The following is a 19,357-nucleotide window of genomic DNA, read 5'->3' on the forward strand; positions in this document are numbered from 1 at the left end:
AATGCCCAGGCGCTTTAGACCTTCGGGCCGAACAGCAGACCATCGGGAGACGACAGTGACGACAAGACGTGTGTGGTGGGGCGACTATCGGACGACCGAATACGCCTCGATCGACGCGGAAGCGACGATTGCCGTTCTGCCGGTGGCCGCGGTCGAGCAGCATGGCCCTCACCTTCCCGTCTCGACCGACACCTCGATCATGATGGGCATGCTGGAGACGGTGATTGCGCGCCTGCCCGAGGACATCGACATCCGCCTCCTGCCGGTGCAGGCGGTGGGCAAGTCGAACGAGCATCTGCATGCGCCGGGAACGCTCACCTTGCCGGCCACCACCCTGGTCGACGCCTGGACCGAGCTTGGCCTCTCGGTCGCCCGCGCCGGGGTCAGAAAGTTGATCGTCGTCAACTCGCATGGCGGCAACGAGGAGATCATGGGCATTGTCACGCGCGAATTGCGCGTGCGCGCAAAGATGCTGGCGGTGAAGACGAGCTGGCAGCGCTTCGGCCGTCCCTCCGGCATGTATACCGAGCTCGAGGACCGTCACGGCATCCATGGCGGCGATGTCGAGACCTCGCTGATGCTGCATTTCCGGCCAGATCTCGTCGATATGGGCAAGGCCGACAATTTCGTCTCCAATGTCGGTCGCGCCGAAAAGGAATTCGCCCTGCTGCGGCACACCGGAACGCACGCCTTCGCCTGGATCGCCAGCGACCTCAATCCGAACGGCGTGGTCGGCGACGCCAGCACCGCCACCGCCGAAAAAGGCCGGCTCACGGCCGAGCATCAGGCCGATGGCTTCATCAGCCTGGCCAGGGATGTGCGTAAGGCGAGGCTTGCCGACTGGCTGGCGTAGCGGAACAGTGCGAGCTCAATCTCTAATGCTGAGTTCGAACGGAATCCCTTCAAAGGCATCTGCACCGCGCCCGATTGCTTCGACCGCCGCGATCATCCGGCCTTCTCGCCCAAGCAACATATCCGCAACGGCAATCAGCCTTGGATTGGGCGTCGCTGACGGCGAGAGAAAGCGCAGCGTCTTCGCCAGCTCCGCCTCGTCGCGTTTGGGCGCCAGTGCCGCCGCGATAATATAGGCCGATGCCGTCGAGCGGCTGATACCGGCATAGCAGTGCACGACCATCGGTTTGGCCCTGTCCCAGCGATAGGCGAAGTCGAGCAGCGCGCGCACATGCTCCTCGCCCGGCATGGTCATGCCTTCCTGCGCGGCGACGATGTCGTGCATGACGAGATGCAGATGGTTTTCGGCCAGTATCGAGGCCGGACGGATCATCCCGGTGCCGTCGGCGAGCAGCGACAGCAAGCGCTCCGCGCCGGTTCTCGCAACGGTCTCCTCCACCTTCGACAGCGAACAGACATGGATCATCGTCAGCACTCCTTCGGCGCATAGTCGCGCCGCGAGGCCCACGCTGCAAGCGCGCTCTCGAGCCGCTGCCACTCCTCTTCGCTGCCGGGCAGACCGACGCGCAAGGCGTGCGGACGATCGGCAAAATGGCGGACCAAGATACCGCGTTCGCCAAGAGCGGAGAACAGGGAGGCAGCATCGGAGAACGACAAATAGCGGAACAAACTGGTGCCGCCGGCGACCGCGATACCGAATCGGCTGAGCAGCGCGTCGAGGCGCTTGGCATCGGCTGCCAGGCCCTGTCGCATGTCATCCTGCCACCCGGCATCCGCCAATGCGCGGATTCCGTATTCAAGTGCAGGACCGGCGACAGCCCATGGCCCAAGCTGCGCCTCCAGCCGCTCGGCTGTCAGTTGGTCGGCCAGCGCGAAACCAAGCCTGACGCCGGCAAGGCCGAAGAATTTGCCGAAGGAGCGCAGCACCACCATACCACCCTGGCCCACATCGCCGGCAAGGCTGTGTTGGACCGGGCCGACATCCATGAAGGCTTCGTCGACCACCAGCAGGCCGCCCTTCGCGCGAAGCCGCGCAGCAAGGCCGACCAGGCGGTGCCTTTCGATCACTCGCCCATCCGGATTGTTCGGGTTGACCAGCACGGCAAGGTCAGCGTCCGCCAAGGCGTCGAAGTCGCCCACCTCCACAATCGCATGGCCTGCAATCGCGGCCGCCCTGGCGTGCTCGGCATAGGTTGGACCCAGCACCAGTGCCTTGCCGGGCCTCACCAGCGAAGCGACCCGCGGCAACAGGATCTGCGTGCCGGGCGCGGCCACGACATGCGCCGCCGACCGCGCGCCATACGCCTTGGCCGCAATTTCGGCCAATTCGCGCAGTCGTCCTGGCTCGGGCAATCGTGACAGGGCGGTGGCGGGCAGATCGAAAAGCGGATAGGAGTGCGGATTGATACCTGTCGAGAGGTCAAGGAAAGGCTGTGGCGCATGAGGAAAGAGCGCGCTTGCCCGGCCAAGGCTGCCGCCGTGATCAACCGCTGCAACCGCTCCGCTTAGAAGCTTCATGTCGATACTGATCGCTTTCCTGTCACTCGCCATCGAACGTGCCCTTGGCTACCCGGACTGGCTGTTTAACGCCATCGGTCATCCGGTAACCTGGATCGGCAGGCTGATATCCTTTCTCGATCGCAGGCTCAACCGCGCCACCGATTCCGACGAATTGCGTCGCCGCCGCGGCCTCCAGGCGCTTCTGGTCGTCCTGCTGGTGCCGGCGGCCATAGGCCTGGCGCTGCATGTCCTGCTCTGGCTGATCTTTCCGTCCGGCCTGGTCATCGCGGCCATTCTCAGCTCCTCGCTTCTGTCGCAGAAGAGCCTCGCCGAGCATGTCGAGGATGTCGCCGATGCGCTGGAGACCGGCGGCCTCACGCTCGGCCGCATCGCCGTTTCGCGCATCGTCGGCCGCGATCCGGACGAGCTCGACAGGGCGGGCGTTGCCCGAGCCGCGATCGAAAGCCTGGCAGAGAATTTCTCCGATGGCGTCGTCGCGCCTGCCATATGGACCGGTGTCGGTGGTTTGGCCGGGGGTGCTGCCTACAAGGCCGCCAACACCGCCGATTCCATGATCGGCCACCGCACGCCGAAATACGAGGCCTTCGGCCGGGCGGCCGCTCGCTTCGACGACCTGGTCAACCTGCCGGCATCGCGGCTCACCGGCCTGCTGATTGTGCTGGCGGCCTTCATCGTCAAGGGCGCCGACCCCCGCAACGCCTGGCAGGTCATGCGGCGTGACGCGAAGAAGCACCGTTCGCCCAATGCCGGCTGGCCGGAAGCCGCCATGGCCGGCGCGCTGGGGCTCGCCCTGGCCGGACCGCGCACTTATGGCGGCGAGGTCGTCGAGGATGCCTTCATGGGCGAAGGCGGCAGGCGCGAGGCCGAAAGCACCGACATAAGGCAGGCGCTGGAACTCTATCGCGTCGCCGACGGGCTGCTGATCGGCCTGTTCGCGATTCTGTCGGCGACGGTGATCTACCTGACCATTTTGATCGGCGGCTAAGGCGCCTCAGAATTCAATCCCCTGCTGCGCCTTCACACCGGCCGCGAAATGGTGCTTGGTCAGCCCCATCTCGGTGACGAGATCGGCGGCCTCCACAAGCAGCGGCTTAGCATTGCGGCCGGTGACGACGACATGCAGGCCCTCGCGACGCGCCTTCAGCGCCGCGACCACCTTTTCCAGCTCGAGATAGTCGTAGCGCAGAGCGATGTTGAGCTCGTCGAGGACCACGAGGCTGATCGACGGGTCGGCAATCAGCTCGAGCGCCCTCGCCCAGGCAGCCTCGGCGGCGGCAATGTCGCGCTTCAGGTCCTGCGTCTCCCAGGTGAAGCCCTCGCCCATCGCGTGCCAGACGACGCGATCGCCAAAGGCGGCGAAGGCATCCTTCTCGCCCGTGTGCCATTTGCCTTTGATGAACTGGACGACGCCGACGCGCTTGCCGTAGCCGAGCATCCTCAGCGCCAGGCCGAACGCAGCCGTGGTCTTGCCCTTGCCCGGCCCCGTATTGACGATCAGCAGTCCCTTCTCGATCGTCTTGCCGGCCACCTCGGCATCCTGCACCGCCTTGCGCTTGGCCATCTTGGCTCGATGGCGTTCGGCATCCTTGTCGTCGATGATCGTGTCTTTGATCTCGCCCATGTCACTTCACCTTGAGCGGCAGCCCCGCCACCATCATCAGCACGCTGTCGGCGACAGCCGCGACCTGCTGGTTGAGCCGCCCGGCGGCGTCGCGGAACCGGCGCGCCAGCGCATTTTCCGGCACGATGCCGAGCCCGACTTCGTTAGACACCACAAACCACGGTCCGCGCGGCTGCGAAAGCACATCCGAGAGCCGCCGGCACTCGGCCTCGATATCGTGGTCCGCCAGCATATGATTGCTCAGCCACAATGTCAGGCAATCGATAAGCACCGGCTGGTGATCGGGCAAGGCGTCGATCGCGCCGACCAGGTCGAGCGGCGCATCGACGGTGACCCAGCCTTTGCCGCGGCGCGAGCGATGCAGCGCGATGCGCTCGCGCATCTCCTCGTCATAGGCCTGCGCGGTGGCGATATAGGCCCAAGGCGACGGGCTTGCCGCCACCAGGCACTCGGCATGCGCGCTCTTGCCGGAGCGCGCACCGCCGATGATGAAGGTCAGATGGCCCTCCGCGCGATCAGGCAAAGCTGTCGCGCAGGCTGGTCGACGTACCGGTGAAGCGGCCGCGCACCACACCGACGGCCGCACCGAGCACCAGCCAGAAGACCAGATCGGTGAGGGTCACCGCCACCACGAACTGATGGTGCAGCCCCTCGGGAATCGCCGTCTCGAAGCTGACGGGCTGCGGCGCGCCGACTACGTGCGGAGCGACGATCAGCACGACCGCCAGAATTGCCAAGGGCAGCGACTTGCGAAAGGCGATCAATCCAAGGCCGACCGCGGTTGCGGCCACCGTCGAAATCCACCAGATCTGGCGCGGCAGAAGGTCCGCCGCCGGCATGGCCGGCAGTTCCGGCGGCAGGCCGAGGCCGGGCGCGAGCGTGAAAACCGCAAAGCCGGCAAGGCCCCAGAACACGCCCTGGCGCCAGCTGCCGATGCCACCGGCGAATTCCGAGACCGCGACCAGGATCAGCGCGAAGCCGATGCCGGTGACGATGTTTGCGACAACGTTGAAGGCGAAGCGCTCGAAGCCGTCGGCCGGAGCCCAGCCCTCGTCCTCGGTCGGAGCCGCCGCTTCCGTCGACGCAGGAGCGGCGCTGCTCATCGCATTGCCCGCCGGTTCGGCCGAGCTCATGGCAACGCTAGTTCCAGTGTTGGCGGCATGGTCGTGGTGATGACCGCCGCCCGCCTTTTCATAGACTTCCGCTTTGAGGATCAGCGGCACGGTCGCATAGGCCTGCATGCAGGCAAGCGCGATGCCCGCCACGAGCCCTACGATCGCCGCCACGAACACGACGTTGCGAAACAGATTCATGATATCGGGCCTTCGTCAATGGCAGGGAAAAGCCATCGAGTGACGATAGTCGTGGGCAGCGTTGTGGACCGCATCGATGTGCGAGAAGCCGACAAAACCGACGACGAAAATGCCGAGCAGCGCGGCGAGAGCCAGCTGCATGATGCGCGACTGCGAGGAGACGGAGGCGCCGAGGGCGACGGAAGCGGTATTCATGTCTTGTCCTTTCGCCCTCCACCCGAGGGCATCGAAGTCAACTTTCCTGTCGCCGGCAGGTCTCCTGGCTCGCGGATTCGCACCCTTCCCCACCTTCCCGAGGACAAACCTCAGTGGTCTATGGAGAGGACTACCGCACACAGTTGCGGGGGCAGCCACGGCTTAGGGCAAAGACTCCACCCTCACCGCATTCCCTCTTGGCTCCAAAAACGGAACCGACGACGCCAGCGACTATAGGCAGAATCGTCGCGACCGGCAAACCAAATTCCGTCACACCGCAGCGTGATTGCGGCACCGGTTTCGGACTAAGATCCGGCGATCCGCTCGGCGACGAGCTGCTGCAATCGCCACAAATGGCGGTCGTGAATACCGCGCTGTTCGAGGTTCTTCACCGTGTTGTAGAGATAGTCGGCGCCTGAACCCCAGTGGCCGCACGAGGTCGCCAGCCTTTCGACCACCTCGTCTTCGTTGAGTGGGCCGGCATAGGTCGTGCCTTTGCGATTGATGACGAAGGCAAGCGCTCTCAACGGCCCCTTGTCGGTTGCGAGTTGCAGCAGGCGCGGCCGGTAGCTGGTCGGCTTCAGCGTCATCTCGCGGCGAAAAAGCCTGTCCAGCGCCTGCCGGCGGTCACCACCGTTCAGGCGGAAAGCAACGCCCTTGCATTGGCCGCCACGATCCAGCGCCATCATCAGCCCGGGCCTTTGCTTGGTGCCGCGCCAGCGCGTCATCTTCATGCAGAAGGAGCGATGCCAGCCGCGTGCCACGGCGACGCGCTCCTCGACATGCTCAATCTCGGGCTTCCAGATCAGCGAGCCGTAGCCGAACAGCCAGAGAGGCTCGGTTGCAGGTAGCTCGGCCTCGAATGCATCCAGCATGGCTTCATAGTCGCTGTCCACGAGATGCTCGGCATCCGGGTCGGGCCCCGGGTCATCGACCGCGCGAAAACAGCGGGCGACCAGTTCCACGGTCAGCGACATCGTTCTTGCAGGCATACTTTGCAATCCTGGGCAGCCGGCGAAACCGCAGGCGATTACGAAGTGACCTTAAGGGCAGCACCCGGAAGCGACAATGGCCGCGCAATTGACAACGGTCCTGCCCGGGTGTCGGCTGTCATCAGCCAAGGGGAGCCGCTCATGCAGCCAAATCCTAGCGAACACAGCCGCTACAATGGCCTCACCAGCCTCGAGCCGACGTTGCCTGCAAGCGCCTATCGGGAAGCCGACGCTTACCGGCTCGATCTCGAAGCGATCTGGTATCGGAGCTGGCTCATGGTTTGCCGCGAAGCCGATCTCGCGGAACCTCTTGCCTTTCGAACCGCGCGTATCGGCTCGCAGCAGGTCGTCGTGCTGCGCGACGAGACCGGGAGCTTGCGCGCCTTCCACAACACCTGCCGGCATCGCGGCTCGCAGCTCTGCCAGGAAAGCGAAGGGCGGCTGAAGGCAAGGCTGCTCACCTGCCCCTACCACGCCTGGTCCTATTCGCTGCGCGGCGATCTCGTCCGTGTCCCATCGAAATCGCTGCCCGAAGGCTTCGACAAGGACAATTATCCGCTCTACCGGGTGGCGCTGTCAGTGTGGCGCGGCTTCGTCTTCATCAATCTCGCAGTGGAGCCCGATGGCTCGGCGGAAGCCTCCTTCGACTCCGCCTCCCGCGATCTTTCGAACTGGCCGCTGGAGACGCTCGTCCCCGGACACCGGCTCACCAAGGTGATGAACTGCAACTGGAAAATCTTCTGGGAGAACTTCAACGAATGCCTGCATTGCCCTGGCGTACACAAGGACCTGTCGCGGCTGGTACCGATCTATGGCCGCGGCCTGATGGCGAGGCATGACGATCCGGAATGGGCGCGCTATGCGGATAATGATGCGCCGGAGTTTTCCGGCGGCCTGCGCGCCGGCGCCGAGACCTGGTCGCGCGACGGACGCGTCCATGGACCGGTCTTTGCCGGGCTGACGCCGGCCGAGCGAGCCGCCGGCCAGACCTACGCTACCTCGGTACCCTCGATGTTCGTCGTCGGCCATGTCGACTATGTCCGCACGGTGCGTCTCGCCCCGCTCGGGCCGGAGCAGACGGAACTCACCGCCGAATGGCTGTTCGCGCCCGATGCCCTGGCACAAACCGATATCGACAACATCGTCGCCTTCGGCACCCAGGTGCTGGAGGAGGACGCCGCGATCTGCGAGATCAACCAGAAGGGTCTGCACTCGATCCGCCACCAGGCCGGCGTGCTGATGCCCGAGGAGTACGATTTGCGCCGCTTCCACGAGTGGGTGCGTGGGCGCCATGCGGCGTTGCAGCCGGTCAAAACGACTTCGGCAGATAGCGCCAGGTGAAGAAGCCACAGAAGGCGGCCAACAGGCCGAGCGTGACGAACACCGAGCCGAGACCGAAGAAGGAGAGCACCACCGAATAGACCAGCGGCGGCGTCAGCTCGGAGAAATCGAGATAGGTTCGGTAGACAGCCGCCATCTGCGCTCGTTCATAGGAACGCACTGACCGCATGAAGGCTGTCGAGCCCAGCGCGTCGAGCGCAATGGTGAACAAGGCGCCGCCGAGCAGGAAGGCGGCGGTGAGCAGCGGCGCGGCGTCGGCGCCGGCCACGAAGAGCATCGCCGCCATGGCGAAATAGGCGAAAGCCATGGTCCGACGGCCGCCGAAGCGCTTTCCCGCCCTGCCCCAGAAGATCGCCATGAACAGAAGCGCATTGCCGGCCGAAACCAGCAGCCCGCCGGCAAGCTTGCCCTCGCCCGTGATCACCATGAACAGCGGGCCATAGACGAAGAAGGTCGTCCAGAAACACGAGCGCCCGAAGGCGATCAGCCACGCGAGGCGCAACCGCGGCTGCGCGACGAAGCGGCCGATATTGGCGAGCGGGTTGATCGGACGGCTCTTGCCGGGACGGATCGAAGGGTTGTCGCCCAGCCGATAGGTCCAGAACAACGCCAGCAGCGCCAGCGCGAAAGCCACGACCGCGCCGTTTGCGGCATAAATCCCGAAGCGCGTATAGAGGAAAATGCCGAGCGTCGGCCCGCCGGTCCAGGCGAACATCGACCAAGCCATGCGCAGCGATTCCGCCTGCATGAAGTCGGTCTTGCGGATATGGTCCATGATGTAGAGGTTAAGCGTGATGGACAGCGCGCTCGCCCCCATGACACGGCACAGCATCCCGGCGAGTTGTCCCGGCAGCGTGTGGGTGACGAAGAACACCGAGCCGATCGCCAGCATCAGGCAGCCGGCCGTGTAGACCCAGCGCCGCGCGAAGCGGCGGATCAGCATCGGCATGAACAGCGTCACCGACAGCCCGAGCAGCGACACGATGGTGTAGAGGATCGAGACGATCTGCTCGTTGTGCAGGATTTCGTAGGCCTGGATCGGGATGACGCTGGAGATGGTGGCGCGAGCAAAGGATTCGACCGCATAGAGCGAAGCGAAGGTGCGCGCATCGGCGGGCCTGAGAGCCGGAAGCCAGATCGGATGGCGCACATGGGTGGACATCGGCCCTCCGAAAAGTGAATCGCTCGCCAAATCTGGCCGGACCAGTCGCGGACCGGTAGCAGGAAACCGACTCCGAGAGGCCGAAAAGCGAAGCCGGCCAGAGGCTTTCCGCCGCTGGCCTAAAGCGGCTTGCCATGCCGCCGGAATGGCAACAGCCGATCCACCCTCTGTTGTTCGCCCGAACCGTGATAGTCGTTTGGCACGACTGAATCGGATTGCGAGATCAATGACCCTTCAGACGACCGGCGTCGCCGTTCAAGACGCGCCGAAACACGGCCGCATCGTCGCCATCGACGTCCTGCGCGGCATCGCGCTGATCGCGATGGCGAGCTATCATTTCACCTGGGATCTCGAAAACTTCGGCTACACCTCGCCGGGCCTCACCGCCTTCGGTTGGTGGAAGCTCTACGCCCGCTGCATCGCCTCGAGTTTTCTGTTCCTGGTCGGTGTCAGCCTTTTCCTCGCACATGGCCGCCATATCCGTTGGCCTGGCTTCTGGAAGCGCTTTGCGATGGTTGCGGGTGCGGCGATCGCCATCTCGGTCGTCACCTATATCGCCACGCCGGACGGCTTCATCTTCTTCGGCATCCTGCACGAGATCGCGCTGGCAAGCCTGCTCGGCCTGGCTTTTCTCAGGCTGCCGACATTGCTGACGGCGATCGTCGCCGCGGCCGTGATTGCGGCGCCTTATTATCTGCGGTCGGAAGTCTTCGACCATCCGGCGCTGTGGTGGGTCGGGCTGTCGCCGACCAACCCGCGCTCGAACGACTATGTGCCGCTGTTTCCCTGGTTCGGCGCAGTGCTTGCCGGCATCGCGGTCGTCAAGCTCGCTTCGGCATCCGGGCTTCTCGCCCGGCTGGCGACCTGGATGCCCGGACGCTGGTCGAACCCGCTGACTTTCATCGGCCGGCACAGCCTCGCCTTCTATCTCATCCACCAGCCGCTTCTGTTCGGCTCGGTGTGGCTGTTCTCGCAGATGATGCCGGCCGCGCCACAAGACAAGGACGCTGGTTTCCTGTCGGCTTGCCAGGCGCAGTGCGAACAGCAGCGGGACAGCAAGTTCTGTTCCAGCTATTGTGGCTGCATGCTGGACACGCTGAAGGGCGAAGCGTCTCTCGACAAGCTCTACAGCAACGACCAGTCCAGCGCCTGGAAATCGCATCTGGCCTATCTGGCGAGCACCTGCACCGCCGGGACCGAGGACGAAATGGAGGGAGGGCAGCAATGACCGGTATCGCAAAGCCCGGACACGGGATCATTCCCTGGCCGCCTGTGATCTATGTCGTCGCGATCGCGCTGAGCGTCGTGCTCGGCATGCTCTACCCGCTGCCCTGGATCGGGGACATATTCGGCGCTATCCTCGTCGGCGCCGGCTGGGTAGCGCTCTTTGGCGTGGCAGCGCTCTGGGTTACCGCGATCCGCTCCATGGTGCGCGCCAGGACGACGCTCAATCCCAATGCCGAGCCCGACCATCTGGTGACATCGGGGCCCTTCGGCATCACCCGCAACCCGATGTATCTCGCCAATACGCTGCTGTTGATCGGCGTCTCCTTCATCACCGGCATCGTATGGTTCCTGCTGTTCGCCTTCCTCGCTGCCTTCGCGACGCAGAAAATGGCGATCGAGAAGGAGGAAAAGATACTGGCGGCAAAGTTCGGCAAGAAATACCGCGATTACGCCAAGCGGGTCCGGCGCTGGATCTGAGGCTGTATCGACAATGAAGGTTGCTGGGTGCGAGCAGGCCCCGCACCTCTTTAGCAGAAGCATCCGCCACGAAGCTCGAAAGCTCCGGCCAATCTCGAACGTCTGCGACAGTTAACCTAGCTGAATTCCTTGGCTGTCAGCGGGCTACGTGTTGACACCCAGCTCCGCCAACCGTTCCACGCAGGACTCCTCGGCCTGGTCGAGCTCGGCAAGCGTCTCCTCGAGGTCGCGCCGTTTCTGGCGCAGGTCCTCGCGCTTTTCCTCGATGCGCTTGATCATCAGCTTGAGCTGGCCGACCTCGCCGGGCGGTTCCTTGTACATCTGGATGATTTCGCGGATCTCGGCGATCGAGAAGCCGAGCCGCTTGCCGCGCATGATCTGGCGGATCAGATGCCGGTCGGACGGGCGAAACAGCCGCGTGCGCCCGCGCCGGATCGGCTGCACCAGCCCCTCGTCCTCATAGAACCGCAACGTCCGGGTGGACACGTCGAATTCGCGCGTCAGCTCTGTGATCGTGTAATATTCCCGCATTCTCGCTCCCACGCCCAAACGTCCAGGCATCGCCACGCAGAAGCGTCGCCCTTTCTCCCATCAACCCCGTCTGTGCCGGAATCGGCATCTGACCCCAGGGCAACGTCGCACGGCATTTACGTAAAAGTCAATTATAGCACTGTCTCAGGGAACGCCAAACCACCACGTGGCCAATCCGAGGAATGCAAAGAAGCCGACGCAGTCGGTGACGGTCGTGACGAAGACGGCGGAGGCTACCGCCGGGTCGATCTTGAAGCGGTCGAGCAGCAGCGGGATGAGAATGCCTGCCAGGGCCGCCGCGAACATGTTGATGATCATCGCCGCCGCGATAATGCCGCCCAGGTTGGGGTCGTGGAACCACAGTCCAGCAACCATGCCGATCAGCACCGCAAAGACGATGCCGTTGATGAAGCCCACTCCCACCTCACGGCGGATGATCCGGGCGGCGTTGTAGATGTCCAGATCCCTGGTCGCCAGCGCCCGCACCGTGACGGTCATCGTCTGCGAGCCGGCATTGCCGCCCATGCCGGCAACGATCGGCATCAGCACAGCGAGCGCCACGATATGCTCGATGGTCTGGTCGAACAGGCCAATCACCGAGGCCGCGAGAAACGCCGTGACCAGATTGACGAGCAGCCACGGCACACGCGATCGCGAGGTCGCAAGCACGGTGTCGGATAGCTCTTCGTCGCCGACGCCGCCCATGCGCAGAAGGTCCTCCTCTGCCTCCTGCTGGATGACGTCGACCACGTCGTCGATGGTGAGCACGCCGACCAGACGCTCGTTCTCGTCGACCACGGCGGCCGAGAGCAGGTCGTACTGCTCGAATTCCCGCGCCGCCTCTTCCTGGTCCATGGTGGCGGGGATGGCATGGCGCGTCTCATGCATCACCTCCTCGACCTTCACCGCGCGCTTGGTGCGCAGGATCTGGTCGAGATCGATGGCACCGAGCAGTTTGAAGCTCGGGTCGATGACGAAGATCTGGCTGAAGCGATCGGGAAGGTTCTTGTCCTCGCGCATGTAGTCGATCGTCTGGCCGATGGTCCAAAACGGCGGCACGGCGACGAACTCGGTCTGCATGCGCCGGCCGGCCGTCTCTTCCGGATAGTCGAGCGCGCGCCGCAGCCGGATGCGCTCGGTGAACGGCAGTTGCGACAGGATCTCGTCCTGGTCCTCCTGGTCGAGGTCTTCCAGGATGTAGACGGCGTCGTCGGAATCGAGTTCCTGCACCGCCTGCGCGATCTGTTCGTTGGGCAAATTGTCGACGATGTCGAGCCGGATCGCCTCGTCGACCTCGGTCAGCGCCGAAAAGTCGAAATCCGAGCCAAGCAATTCGACCAGTGCGCGGCGCTGCTCGGGATGGAGTGCTTCCAGCAGATCGCCGAGTTCCGACTGATGCAGGTCGTCGACTTCGCGTTTTAAGATGAGCGTGTCGCGATCGGCGATGGCCGCGCCGATCTGCGCAAGGAAGGCAGAACGGACGGCGCCGTCCTCGCCATAGATGTCGGCGCCGCCTTCCTCGACGGTCCTGGCGCCGGTCGTCTCTCTGTCCTGGCCTTCCACCAGCGCCTCCCGCCAACAGCAATCCGGAAAGGGTGTGAATCAGGTCTAGAGCATGAGCCCGAAAAGTGGAAACCGCATTTCGGGAAATCCGATGCTTATGCGGCAGATAGGGTCGAGACACGATTCGTCCTGAGAAAATATAGCCGTAGCGCGCGGAATACTCAGAGAAATGTCCCCGCGACGCCTCCCGGTAAAGGCGGGTCGCGCCGCATTTGCGGGTTCAGCCGCCGCGACAGCGCATGTCGCTGCGGAAAGAGCGCCCTTTTGCTGTTGGGGCAGAATTGCCATGATGCAGGTCCAGGTGGATCGGCAAGATCGACAGGACAATCGGCAGGCCTTGAACCTCAAGTCCCGGAAAACGAACGAAGCAGTTGGCGAGCAGCGCGTGCGTGTTATCGTCGCCGAGCGCAATCCGCTTGTCGTGTCTGCGCTTCGCGAGATGCTGGAATGCGATGGGCGTTTCGAGCTGTTGAGCTCCGTGCCGAGCGGCAAGCAATTCCTGGAATTGACGGCGAACACCAGGTTCGACGTCGCCGTCATCGGCTGGAAGCTCGCCGACATGGATGGCGCCGATGTCCTGGCGGAAATCCAGAACCGCAAGCTCGACCTGCGCATCACGGTCTTTTCCAATGATCATGACATCGGCATCCTGAAGCAGTGCGTGCGGCTCGGCGCCCAGGGCTATTGCTTTCAGTTCGACGATCCCTCGATCATATTCGAGACGATCCTGGCGGTCGCGCATGGGCGGATCTGCATCCCTTACATCGACATCAACAAGGTCAACGATACGCCGCTGTCGCAACTCACCGTGCGCGAGCGCGAATTGCTTGCGGTGCTTTCCGATGGCTGGACCAATCTCCAGATCGCGACCCGCACCGGTATCTCCGAGAACACGGTGAAGTACCATCTCAAAAATCTTTACGACAAGCTTGACGTGCGCAACCGCGCCATGGCTGTCGCGCTCTATGCCAACGAGAAGCGACGCGGCTCCAAATCGCCTTTCGGGTAGGCGGATCGGGTAGGCTCGACCTACCCACGCGTGGCGACAACTTACCCGGCAAGGTGTTGTCGCTCGGCGCCATCGACATGAAACTTCCTCCAGCATCCCAAAAACGCAGGAGGAGTTTGCGCATGGCCGGGTTTACCCATCTTTTCATCCCTGGACCCACCAACATTCCTGAAGAGGTCCGGCAGGCGATGAACCTGCCGATGGAAGACATGCGCGCCGCCTCCTTCCCCAATCTCACGCTCCCGCTGTTCGAGGACATCAAGAAGGTTTTCAAGAACGAGACCGGCCGCGTCTTCATCTATCCGTCGTCCGGCACCGGCGCCTGGGAGGCGGCGATGACCAACGTGCTCAACCCGGGCGACCGGGTGCTTATGTCGCGCTTCGGCCAGTTCTCGCATCTGTGGGTCGACATGGCCGAGCGCCTCGGCTTCGACGTCGACGTCATCGATTGTGAATGGGGAACCGGCGTCCCGCTCGACCTCTATGCCGAAAGGCTGCGGGCGGACAAGGCGCACCAGATCAAGGCGGTCTTCTGCACGCAAAACGAGACCGCCACCGGCGTTACCAGCGACGTCGCCGGCTGTCGCGCGGTGCTCGATGCAGTGAACCACCCAGCGCTCCTCTTCGTCGACGGCGTCTCGTCGATCGGCTCGATCGACTTCCGTCAGGAGGAATGGCGCGTCGACTGCGCGGTAAGCGGCTCGCAGAAAGGTTTCATGCTGCCCGCCGGCCTCGGCTTCCTGTCGGTCAGCAAGAAGGCGCTGGCGGCGTCGCGAGTCGCGACCCACCGGCGCTGCTACTTCTCCTTCGATGACATGATCCGCGCCAACGACGCCGGCTATTTCCCCTACACACCCGCCACGCAGCTGCTGCGCGGCCTGCGCGCCTCGCTCGACCTGATCGCCGAGGAAGGGCTAGACAACATCTTCGCCCGCCACCATCGCCTCGCCGAAGGCGTGCGCAAGGCGGTCGACGCTTGGGGGTTGAAGCTGTGCGCCAAGGCGCCGCAATGGCACTCCGATACGGTGAGCGCGATCCTGGTGCCGGAAGGCATCGACAGCGGCGACGTGGTCAAGCGTGCCTACCGCACCTATCAGACATCGCTCGGCGGCGGCCTAAACAAGGTCTTCGGCAAGGTCTTCCGCATCGGCCATCTCGGCTGGCTGAACGAGGTGATGGTCTGCGCCTCGCTGTCGGCGGCCGAAATGGCGCTGCTTGATTGCCGCGTGCGCCTGGCGCCGGGCTCGGGCGTGGCGGCTGCGATCGAGCATTTCCGGCGCACGGCCGCAATGCCGGTCGCCGAGGCGGCGTGAGGAACGGACGATGAGCCACACCATCAACCACCTCAAGAAGCTCAGGCTCCAGCGCAGCGAGCTGGCGGTTCCCGGCTCCAGCCCGGAAATGATCGACAAGGCGGCGAACAGCGCCGCCGACTTCGTCTTCCTCGACATCGAGGACGCGGTGGCGCCGCCCGACAAGGAGCGCGCGCGCAAGAACATCATCCAGGCGCTGAACGACATCGATTGGCGCGCCAAGGGCAAGACCGTGTCGGTGCGCATCAACGGCCTCGACACCCACTACATGTACCGCGACGTGGTCGACGTCATGGAACAGGCCGGCGACCGGCTGGACACTATCCTAGTGCCGAAGGTCGGCGTACCGGCGGACCTCTATATGGTCGAGGCCATGGTCAACCAGATCGAGATGGCCAAGGGTTTCAACACCCGGGTCGGCCTCGAAGCGCTGATCGAAACCGCGCTCGGCATGGCCAATGTCGAGGCGATCGCCGCCACGCCCGGCCGGCTCGAAGCGATGCATTTCGGTGTCGCCGATTACGCCGCCAGCAACAAGGCGCGCACCGTCAACATCGGCGGCCTCAACCCTGACTATCCCGGCGATCAGTGGCATTTCGCCCTGTCGCGCATGACTGTCGCCTGCCGCGCCTATGGCTTGCGCGCCATCGACGGACCGTTCGGCGATTTCTCCGACCCCGAAGGTTACACAGCAGCCGCCAGGCGCGCCGCCGCACTCGGCATCGAAGGCAAATGGGCGATCCATCCCTCGCAGATCGCTCTGGCCAACGACGTGTTCTCGCCGCCGGAAAAGGAGGTCACCCGCGCTCGCCGCATCCTTGAGGTGCTCAAGGAAGCGGAGGCGCTCGGCAAGGGCGCGGCGGCGCTCGACGGCAAGATGATCGACGCTGCCTCGGAACGCATGGCACGCAATGTTCTGGTGGTGAGCGAGGCGATCGAGCGCGCCAGCCAGGCGCATAGCGCAGCGCATTAGATTACCGGGAGGACAAGATGGACATTCACGAATACCAGGCCAAGGAACTGCTCGCCCGCCACGGCGTGCACGTCCCACGCGGCGGCCTTGCCTACAGCCCCGAGCAGGCGACCTACCGGGCGCGCGAGATCGGCGGCTCGAAATGGGTGCTGAAGGCGCAGGTCCATTCCGGCGCGCGCGGCAAAGCCGGCGGCATCAAGCTCTGCTCCAACGACGAGGAGATCTCCAACGCCGCCGAGGGAATGCTCGGCCGCAAGCTGGTCACCCAGCAGACCGGCCCGCGCGGCAAGCTGATCTCGCGCCTCTATCTCGAGGAAGCCGTCGACATCGCGCAGGAGCTCTATCTCGGCTTCGTGCTCGACCGCAAGGAAGAGCGCGTCATGATCGTGGCATCGGCCGCCGGCGGCATGGAGATCGAGGACATCTCCGAAAAGAAGCCGGATTCCATCATCCGCGCCACCGTCGATCCGGGCGTCGGCATGCAGGGCTTCCAGGCGCGCGAGATCGCCTTCGGCCTCGGACTTGAAAGCAACCTGATCGGCAAGGCGACCGAGACCATCCTCGGCTGCTATCAGGTGTTCCGCGACTACGACGCCTCGATGCTGGAGATCAATCCGCTGGTGGTGACCCGCGACGGCAGCCTCGTCGCGCTCGACGCCAAGATGTCGTTCGACGAGAACGCGCTGTTCCGCCGCCCGGAAATCTCGGAACTGCGCGACAAGAGCCAGGAAGACCCGCGCGAGACTTTTGCGAGCGATCGCGGTCTCTCCTATGTCGGGCTGGACGGCAATATCGGCTGCATCATCAACGGCGCAGGCCTCGCCATGGCGACGATGGACATGATCAAGATCGCCGGCGGCGAGCCCGCCAATTTCCTCGACATCGGCGGCGGCGCCTCGCCCGAGCGGGTGGCGAAATCCTTCCGCGCCGTGCTCGGCGACAAGAATGTCGAGACCATCCTGGTCAACATTTTCGCCGGCATCAACCGGTGTGACTGGGTCGCCGAAGGCGTCATCAAGGCGATCCGCGAGGTCGGCGTCGACGTGCCGCTGGTGGTGCGCCTCTCCGGCACCAAGGTCGAGGAAGGACGCAAGATCCTGGCCGACTCCGGCGAGGCGGTGATCGTCGCCGACACGCTGGCCGAAGCCGCCGAAAAGGCCGTCGCCGCCTGGCGCGAAGCCACCAAGAACAAGAAAGCAGCCTGAGGGAGGTCGAGAAATGGCAATCCTGCTCAACCGCAGCACGCGCGTCATCGTCCAGGGTTTCACCGGCAAGATCGGCAGCTTCCACGCCGACGACATGAAGCGCTACGGCACCAAGCTGGTCGGCGGCGTCACCCCCGGCAAAGGCGGCCAGACGCATCTCGGCCTGCCCGTCTTCAACACCGTCAAGGGTGCTGTGCGCGAGACCCGCGCCGAGGCGAGCATCGTCTTCGTGCCGCCGCCCTTCGCCGCCGATTCGATCATGGAGGCGGCGGACGCCGGCATTAAGCTTTGCGTCTGCATCACCGACGGCATCCCCTCCCAGGACATGATGCAGGTGAAGCGCTACATGCGCCGATACCGCTTCGAAGACCGCATGCGGCTCGTCGGCCCGAACTGCGCCGGCGTCATCACGCCCGGACAGGCGCTGATGGGCATCATGCCCGGCAGCATCTATCTCCCCGGACGCGTCGGCATCGTCGGGCGCTCGGGCACGCTGGGCTACGAGGCCGCCTCGCAGATGAAGGCGTTGGGGATCGGTGTGTCGACCAGCGTCGGTATCGGCGGCGATCCGATCAATGGTTCGTCCTTCAAGGATATCCTTCAGCTCTTCGAGCGCGACGAGGACACCGACGCCGTGGTGATGATCGGCGAGATCGGCGGACCACAGGAAGCCGAAGCCGCGATCTGGGCGCGCGACAACATGCGAAAGCCGCTGATCGCCTACATCGCCGGGCTCTCGGCGCCGAAGGGCCGCCGCATGGGCCATGCCGGCGCCATCATCTCCGCCTTCGGCGAGTCGGCGCAGGAAAAGGTCGAGATCCTGAAAGACGCAGGCGTCGTCATCGTGCCGACGCCTGCCTCCTTCGGCGAAGTCGTGGCTGATACGCTGGCGCGGACCAAGAAGGCGGCGTGACGGCCGGGCGACGGCCGCATAGTCCACAAAATGTGAAGTCTGGGCCGCCGTAAACGCCGCGGCGGCCCGTCGATCAGCAGGAAACTCGATGAAACCGCGTTTGATTGTCACCCGCAGATGGCCGGCCGCCGTCGAAGCGATCCTGGCCGAGCGCTTCGACATGACGTTCAACGACAGCGACGAGCCGCTGAGCCCTGCCGCAATGACTTGCGCCTTCGCGCATTTCGACGCGATCCTGGCGACGGTCAGCGACCGCTTGCCGGTTGCGGTGTTCCCCGAGACCGCCGCCCGCACCCGCATCATCGCCAATTTCGGCGTCGGCTTCAGCCATATCGATGTCGCGGCAGCCCGCGACCGCGACATCGTGGTGACCAACACGCCTGGCGTGCTGACGGATTGCACCGCCGACCTTGCGCTTAGCCTGATGCTGGCCGTCGCGCGCCGCACCGGCGAAGGCGAGCGGCAGCTGCGAGCCGGAGAGTGGCGAGGCTGGTCGCCAACCCACATGGCCGGGGCAAAAGTGTCGGGCAAGACCTTGGGTATTGTCGGCATGGGGCGCATCGGCAAAGCGACGGCCAGGCGCGCGCATTTCGGCTTCGGCATGAAGATCGTATTCTTCAACCGGTCGCCGGTCGATGATGACGAGACGCGCACTATGGGCGCGGAGCAGTTGCCGACTTTGGACGATGTGCTTACGGCATCCGATTTCGTCTCGCTGCACTGTCCGGGCGGCGTGGAAAACCGCCATCTCATCGATGCTCGAAGCCTGGGGTTGATGAAACGCGGCGCCTTCCTGATCAACACCGCGCGCGGCGACGTCGTCGACCAGGATGCCCTGATCGGTGCACTGCAACGGCGCGAGATCGCAGGTGCAGGTCTCGACGTCTTTGCCGACGAGCCCGCCGTTCCGGAAGCGCTGAAGCAGTTGGAGAACGTCGTGCTGTTGCCGCATCTCGGCAGCGCGACCGAGGAAACGCGGGTGGCGATGGGCATGAAGGTGGTGGAGAACCTGACCGCCTTCTTCGAAGGCCGCCCCGTCCCCGATCGGGTCGCCTGACAGCCGGCGCCGCCCTCCATTCAAGGCGCTGC

General features: G+C 64.3%; 21 protein-coding genes and 1 riboswitch. Of the genes, 11 read left to right on the forward strand and 10 right to left on the reverse strand.

Annotated features, from left to right (window positions below):
• Position 1: 1 nt before the first annotated feature.
• Positions 2 to 853, forward strand: a complete 852-nt coding sequence (locus P9254_RS03905) for a creatininase family protein (protein WP_442920293.1) — start codon at positions 2 to 4, stop codon at positions 851 to 853.
• 15 nt (positions 854 to 868) lie between these two features.
• Here P9254_RS03905 and P9254_RS03910 read toward each other — a convergent pair whose 3' ends face one another.
• The gene (locus tag P9254_RS03910; protein WP_067329232.1) at positions 869 to 1,378 is read right to left on the reverse strand and encodes a tyrosine phosphatase family protein; all 510 of its coding nucleotides are present in this window, start codon (positions 1,376 to 1,378) and stop codon (positions 869 to 871) included.
• A gap of 2 nt (positions 1,379 to 1,380) precedes the next feature.
• A complete protein-coding gene (gene cobD, locus P9254_RS03915; protein WP_095829299.1) occupies positions 1,381 to 2,430 on the reverse strand; it encodes a threonine-phosphate decarboxylase CobD in 1,050 nt (349 codons plus the stop codon).
• On the opposite strand from cobD, the gene cbiB reads away from it, so the two are divergent.
• Positions 2,429 to 3,418, forward strand: coding sequence for an adenosylcobinamide-phosphate synthase CbiB (cbiB, locus tag P9254_RS03920; protein ID WP_278053670.1), 990 nt, complete (start codon positions 2,429 to 2,431; stop codon positions 3,416 to 3,418). The two genes, cobD and cbiB, sit on opposite strands and share 2 nt — an antisense overlap.
• Before the next feature lie 6 nt (positions 3,419 to 3,424).
• On the opposite strand, the gene cobO is transcribed toward cbiB, so the two are convergent.
• The 5 genes from cobO to P9254_RS03945 form a co-directional block, all read right to left on the reverse strand.
• Complete coding sequence (cobO, locus tag P9254_RS03925; protein ID WP_066999565.1) at positions 3,425 to 4,054, reverse strand: cob(I)yrinic acid a,c-diamide adenosyltransferase; 630 nt, start codon at positions 4,052 to 4,054, stop codon at positions 3,425 to 3,427.
• Position 4,055: 1 nt separating this feature from the next.
• Positions 4,056 to 4,577: a bifunctional adenosylcobinamide kinase/adenosylcobinamide-phosphate guanylyltransferase gene (gene cobU / locus P9254_RS03930; protein ID WP_278053668.1), complete on the reverse strand. Its 522-nt coding sequence runs from the start codon at positions 4,575 to 4,577 to the stop codon at positions 4,056 to 4,058.
• On the reverse strand, positions 4,570 to 5,367 hold the full coding sequence (locus P9254_RS03935; RefSeq protein WP_278053667.1) for a CbtA family protein: 798 nt from the start codon (positions 5,365 to 5,367) through the stop codon (positions 4,570 to 4,572). The genes cobU and P9254_RS03935 overlap by 8 nt, the downstream gene beginning before the upstream one ends.
• Positions 5,368 to 5,382: 15 nt before the next feature.
• The gene (locus P9254_RS03940) at positions 5,383 to 5,562 is read right to left on the reverse strand and encodes a CbtB domain-containing protein (RefSeq protein WP_066999556.1); all 180 of its coding nucleotides are present in this window, start codon (positions 5,560 to 5,562) and stop codon (positions 5,383 to 5,385) included.
• Between the two features lie 37 nt (positions 5,563 to 5,599).
• Positions 5,600 to 5,797, reverse strand: a riboswitch (cobalamin riboswitch).
• 70 nt (positions 5,798 to 5,867) lie between these two features.
• On the reverse strand, positions 5,868 to 6,554 hold the full coding sequence (locus tag P9254_RS03945) for a gamma-glutamylcyclotransferase (protein WP_095801971.1): 687 nt from the start codon (positions 6,552 to 6,554) through the stop codon (positions 5,868 to 5,870).
• A gap of 141 nt (positions 6,555 to 6,695) precedes the next feature.
• Here P9254_RS03945 and P9254_RS03950 point away from each other — a divergent pair, with 141 nt between their 5' ends.
• Positions 6,696 to 7,895 (forward strand): aromatic ring-hydroxylating oxygenase subunit alpha, encoded by a 1,200-nt coding sequence (locus tag P9254_RS03950; RefSeq protein WP_278053665.1) that lies wholly within the window; start codon positions 6,696 to 6,698, stop codon positions 7,893 to 7,895.
• Here the strand turns inward: P9254_RS03950 and P9254_RS03955 are convergent.
• A complete protein-coding gene (locus tag P9254_RS03955; RefSeq protein WP_278103871.1) occupies positions 7,864 to 9,057 on the reverse strand; it encodes an MFS transporter in 1,194 nt (397 codons plus the stop codon). The two genes, P9254_RS03950 and P9254_RS03955, sit on opposite strands and share 32 nt — an antisense overlap.
• Before the next feature lie 226 nt (positions 9,058 to 9,283).
• On the opposite strand from P9254_RS03955, the gene P9254_RS03960 reads away from it, so the two are divergent.
• Both P9254_RS03960 and P9254_RS03965 read left to right on the forward strand, forming a co-directional pair.
• Entirely contained in the window at positions 9,284 to 10,285 is a 1,002-nt protein-coding gene (locus P9254_RS03960; protein WP_278053661.1) for a heparan-alpha-glucosaminide N-acetyltransferase, read from the forward strand.
• Entirely contained in the window at positions 10,282 to 10,761 is a 480-nt protein-coding gene (locus tag P9254_RS03965; RefSeq protein WP_066999543.1) for a methyltransferase family protein, read from the forward strand. The genes P9254_RS03960 and P9254_RS03965 overlap by 4 nt, the downstream gene beginning before the upstream one ends.
• Positions 10,762 to 10,905: 144 nt before the next feature.
• Here P9254_RS03965 and P9254_RS03970 read toward each other — a convergent pair whose 3' ends face one another.
• A complete protein-coding gene (locus P9254_RS03970) occupies positions 10,906 to 11,292 on the reverse strand; it encodes a MerR family transcriptional regulator (RefSeq protein ID WP_040969921.1) in 387 nt (128 codons plus the stop codon).
• 144 nt (positions 11,293 to 11,436) lie between these two features.
• Positions 11,437 to 12,855, reverse strand: coding sequence for a magnesium transporter (gene mgtE / locus P9254_RS03975; protein ID WP_067329211.1), 1,419 nt, complete (start codon positions 12,853 to 12,855; stop codon positions 11,437 to 11,439).
• A 385-nt stretch (positions 12,856 to 13,240) separates the two neighbouring features.
• On the opposite strand from mgtE, the gene P9254_RS03980 reads away from it, so the two are divergent.
• From P9254_RS03980 to P9254_RS04005, 6 genes are all read left to right on the forward strand, one after another.
• The gene (locus P9254_RS03980) at positions 13,241 to 13,864 is read left to right on the forward strand and encodes a LuxR C-terminal-related transcriptional regulator (RefSeq protein ID WP_127239925.1); all 624 of its coding nucleotides are present in this window, start codon (positions 13,241 to 13,243) and stop codon (positions 13,862 to 13,864) included.
• A 122-nt stretch (positions 13,865 to 13,986) separates the two neighbouring features.
• Positions 13,987 to 15,177, forward strand: coding sequence for an aminotransferase class V-fold PLP-dependent enzyme (locus P9254_RS03985; RefSeq protein WP_278053659.1), 1,191 nt, complete (start codon positions 13,987 to 13,989; stop codon positions 15,175 to 15,177).
• A gap of 10 nt (positions 15,178 to 15,187) precedes the next feature.
• The gene (locus P9254_RS03990; RefSeq protein WP_095829706.1) at positions 15,188 to 16,150 is read left to right on the forward strand and encodes an HpcH/HpaI aldolase/citrate lyase family protein; all 963 of its coding nucleotides are present in this window, start codon (positions 15,188 to 15,190) and stop codon (positions 16,148 to 16,150) included.
• A 17-nt stretch (positions 16,151 to 16,167) separates the two neighbouring features.
• Positions 16,168 to 17,355: a malate--CoA ligase subunit beta gene (locus P9254_RS03995; RefSeq protein ID WP_067001218.1), complete on the forward strand. Its 1,188-nt coding sequence runs from the start codon at positions 16,168 to 16,170 to the stop codon at positions 17,353 to 17,355.
• Positions 17,356 to 17,368: 13 nt separating this feature from the next.
• Positions 17,369 to 18,268 (forward strand): succinate--CoA ligase subunit alpha, encoded by a 900-nt coding sequence (gene sucD, locus P9254_RS04000; RefSeq protein WP_067001220.1) that lies wholly within the window; start codon positions 17,369 to 17,371, stop codon positions 18,266 to 18,268.
• Positions 18,269 to 18,356: 88 nt separating this feature from the next.
• On the forward strand, positions 18,357 to 19,325 hold the full coding sequence (locus P9254_RS04005; protein WP_278053656.1) for a 2-hydroxyacid dehydrogenase: 969 nt from the start codon (positions 18,357 to 18,359) through the stop codon (positions 19,323 to 19,325).
• Positions 19,326 to 19,357 lie beyond the last annotated feature (32 nt).

Origin of the sequence: Mesorhizobium sp. WSM4983, from assembly GCF_029625765.1 — a bacterium.
GTDB lineage: Bacteria > Pseudomonadota > Alphaproteobacteria > Rhizobiales > Rhizobiaceae > Mesorhizobium.

What these genes read in the sequence shown, in the direction of transcription:
- P9254_RS03905 (WP_442920293.1), top strand. Translation starts at nt 2, where the DNA reads ATGCCCAGGCGCTTTAGACCTTCGGGCCGAACAGCAGACCATCGGGAG.
- P9254_RS03910 (WP_067329232.1), bottom strand. Translation starts at nt 1,378, where the DNA reads ATGATCCATGTCTGTTCGCTGTCGAAGGTGGAGGAGACCGTTGCGAGA.
- cbiB (WP_278053670.1), top strand. Translation starts at nt 2,429, where the DNA reads ATGTCGATACTGATCGCTTTCCTGTCACTCGCCATCGAACGTGCCCTT.
- cobD (WP_095829299.1), bottom strand. Translation starts at nt 2,430, where the DNA reads ATGAAGCTTCTAAGCGGAGCGGTTGCAGCGGTTGATCACGGCGGCAGC.
- cobO (WP_066999565.1), bottom strand. Translation starts at nt 4,054, where the DNA reads ATGGGCGAGATCAAAGACACGATCATCGACGACAAGGATGCCGAACGC.
- P9254_RS03935 (WP_278053667.1), bottom strand. Translation starts at nt 5,367, where the DNA reads ATGAATCTGTTTCGCAACGTCGTGTTCGTGGCGGCGATCGTAGGGCTC.
- P9254_RS03940 (WP_066999556.1), bottom strand. Translation starts at nt 5,562, where the DNA reads ATGAATACCGCTTCCGTCGCCCTCGGCGCCTCCGTCTCCTCGCAGTCG.
- P9254_RS03945 (WP_095801971.1), bottom strand. Translation starts at nt 6,554, where the DNA reads ATGCCTGCAAGAACGATGTCGCTGACCGTGGAACTGGTCGCCCGCTGT.
- P9254_RS03950 (WP_278053665.1), top strand. Translation starts at nt 6,696, where the DNA reads ATGCAGCCAAATCCTAGCGAACACAGCCGCTACAATGGCCTCACCAGC.
- P9254_RS03955 (WP_278103871.1), bottom strand. Translation starts at nt 9,057, where the DNA reads ATGTCCACCCATGTGCGCCATCCGATCTGGCTTCCGGCTCTCAGGCCC.
- P9254_RS03960 (WP_278053661.1), top strand. Translation starts at nt 9,284, where the DNA reads ATGACCCTTCAGACGACCGGCGTCGCCGTTCAAGACGCGCCGAAACAC.
- P9254_RS03965 (WP_066999543.1), top strand. Translation starts at nt 10,282, where the DNA reads ATGACCGGTATCGCAAAGCCCGGACACGGGATCATTCCCTGGCCGCCT.
- P9254_RS03970 (WP_040969921.1), bottom strand. Translation starts at nt 11,292, where the DNA reads ATGCGGGAATATTACACGATCACAGAGCTGACGCGCGAATTCGACGTG.
- P9254_RS03985 (WP_278053659.1), top strand. Translation starts at nt 13,987, where the DNA reads ATGGCCGGGTTTACCCATCTTTTCATCCCTGGACCCACCAACATTCCT.
- P9254_RS03990 (WP_095829706.1), top strand. Translation starts at nt 15,188, where the DNA reads ATGAGCCACACCATCAACCACCTCAAGAAGCTCAGGCTCCAGCGCAGC.
- P9254_RS03995 (WP_067001218.1), top strand. Translation starts at nt 16,168, where the DNA reads ATGGACATTCACGAATACCAGGCCAAGGAACTGCTCGCCCGCCACGGC.
- sucD (WP_067001220.1), top strand. Translation starts at nt 17,369, where the DNA reads ATGGCAATCCTGCTCAACCGCAGCACGCGCGTCATCGTCCAGGGTTTC.
- P9254_RS04005 (WP_278053656.1), top strand. Translation starts at nt 18,357, where the DNA reads ATGAAACCGCGTTTGATTGTCACCCGCAGATGGCCGGCCGCCGTCGAA.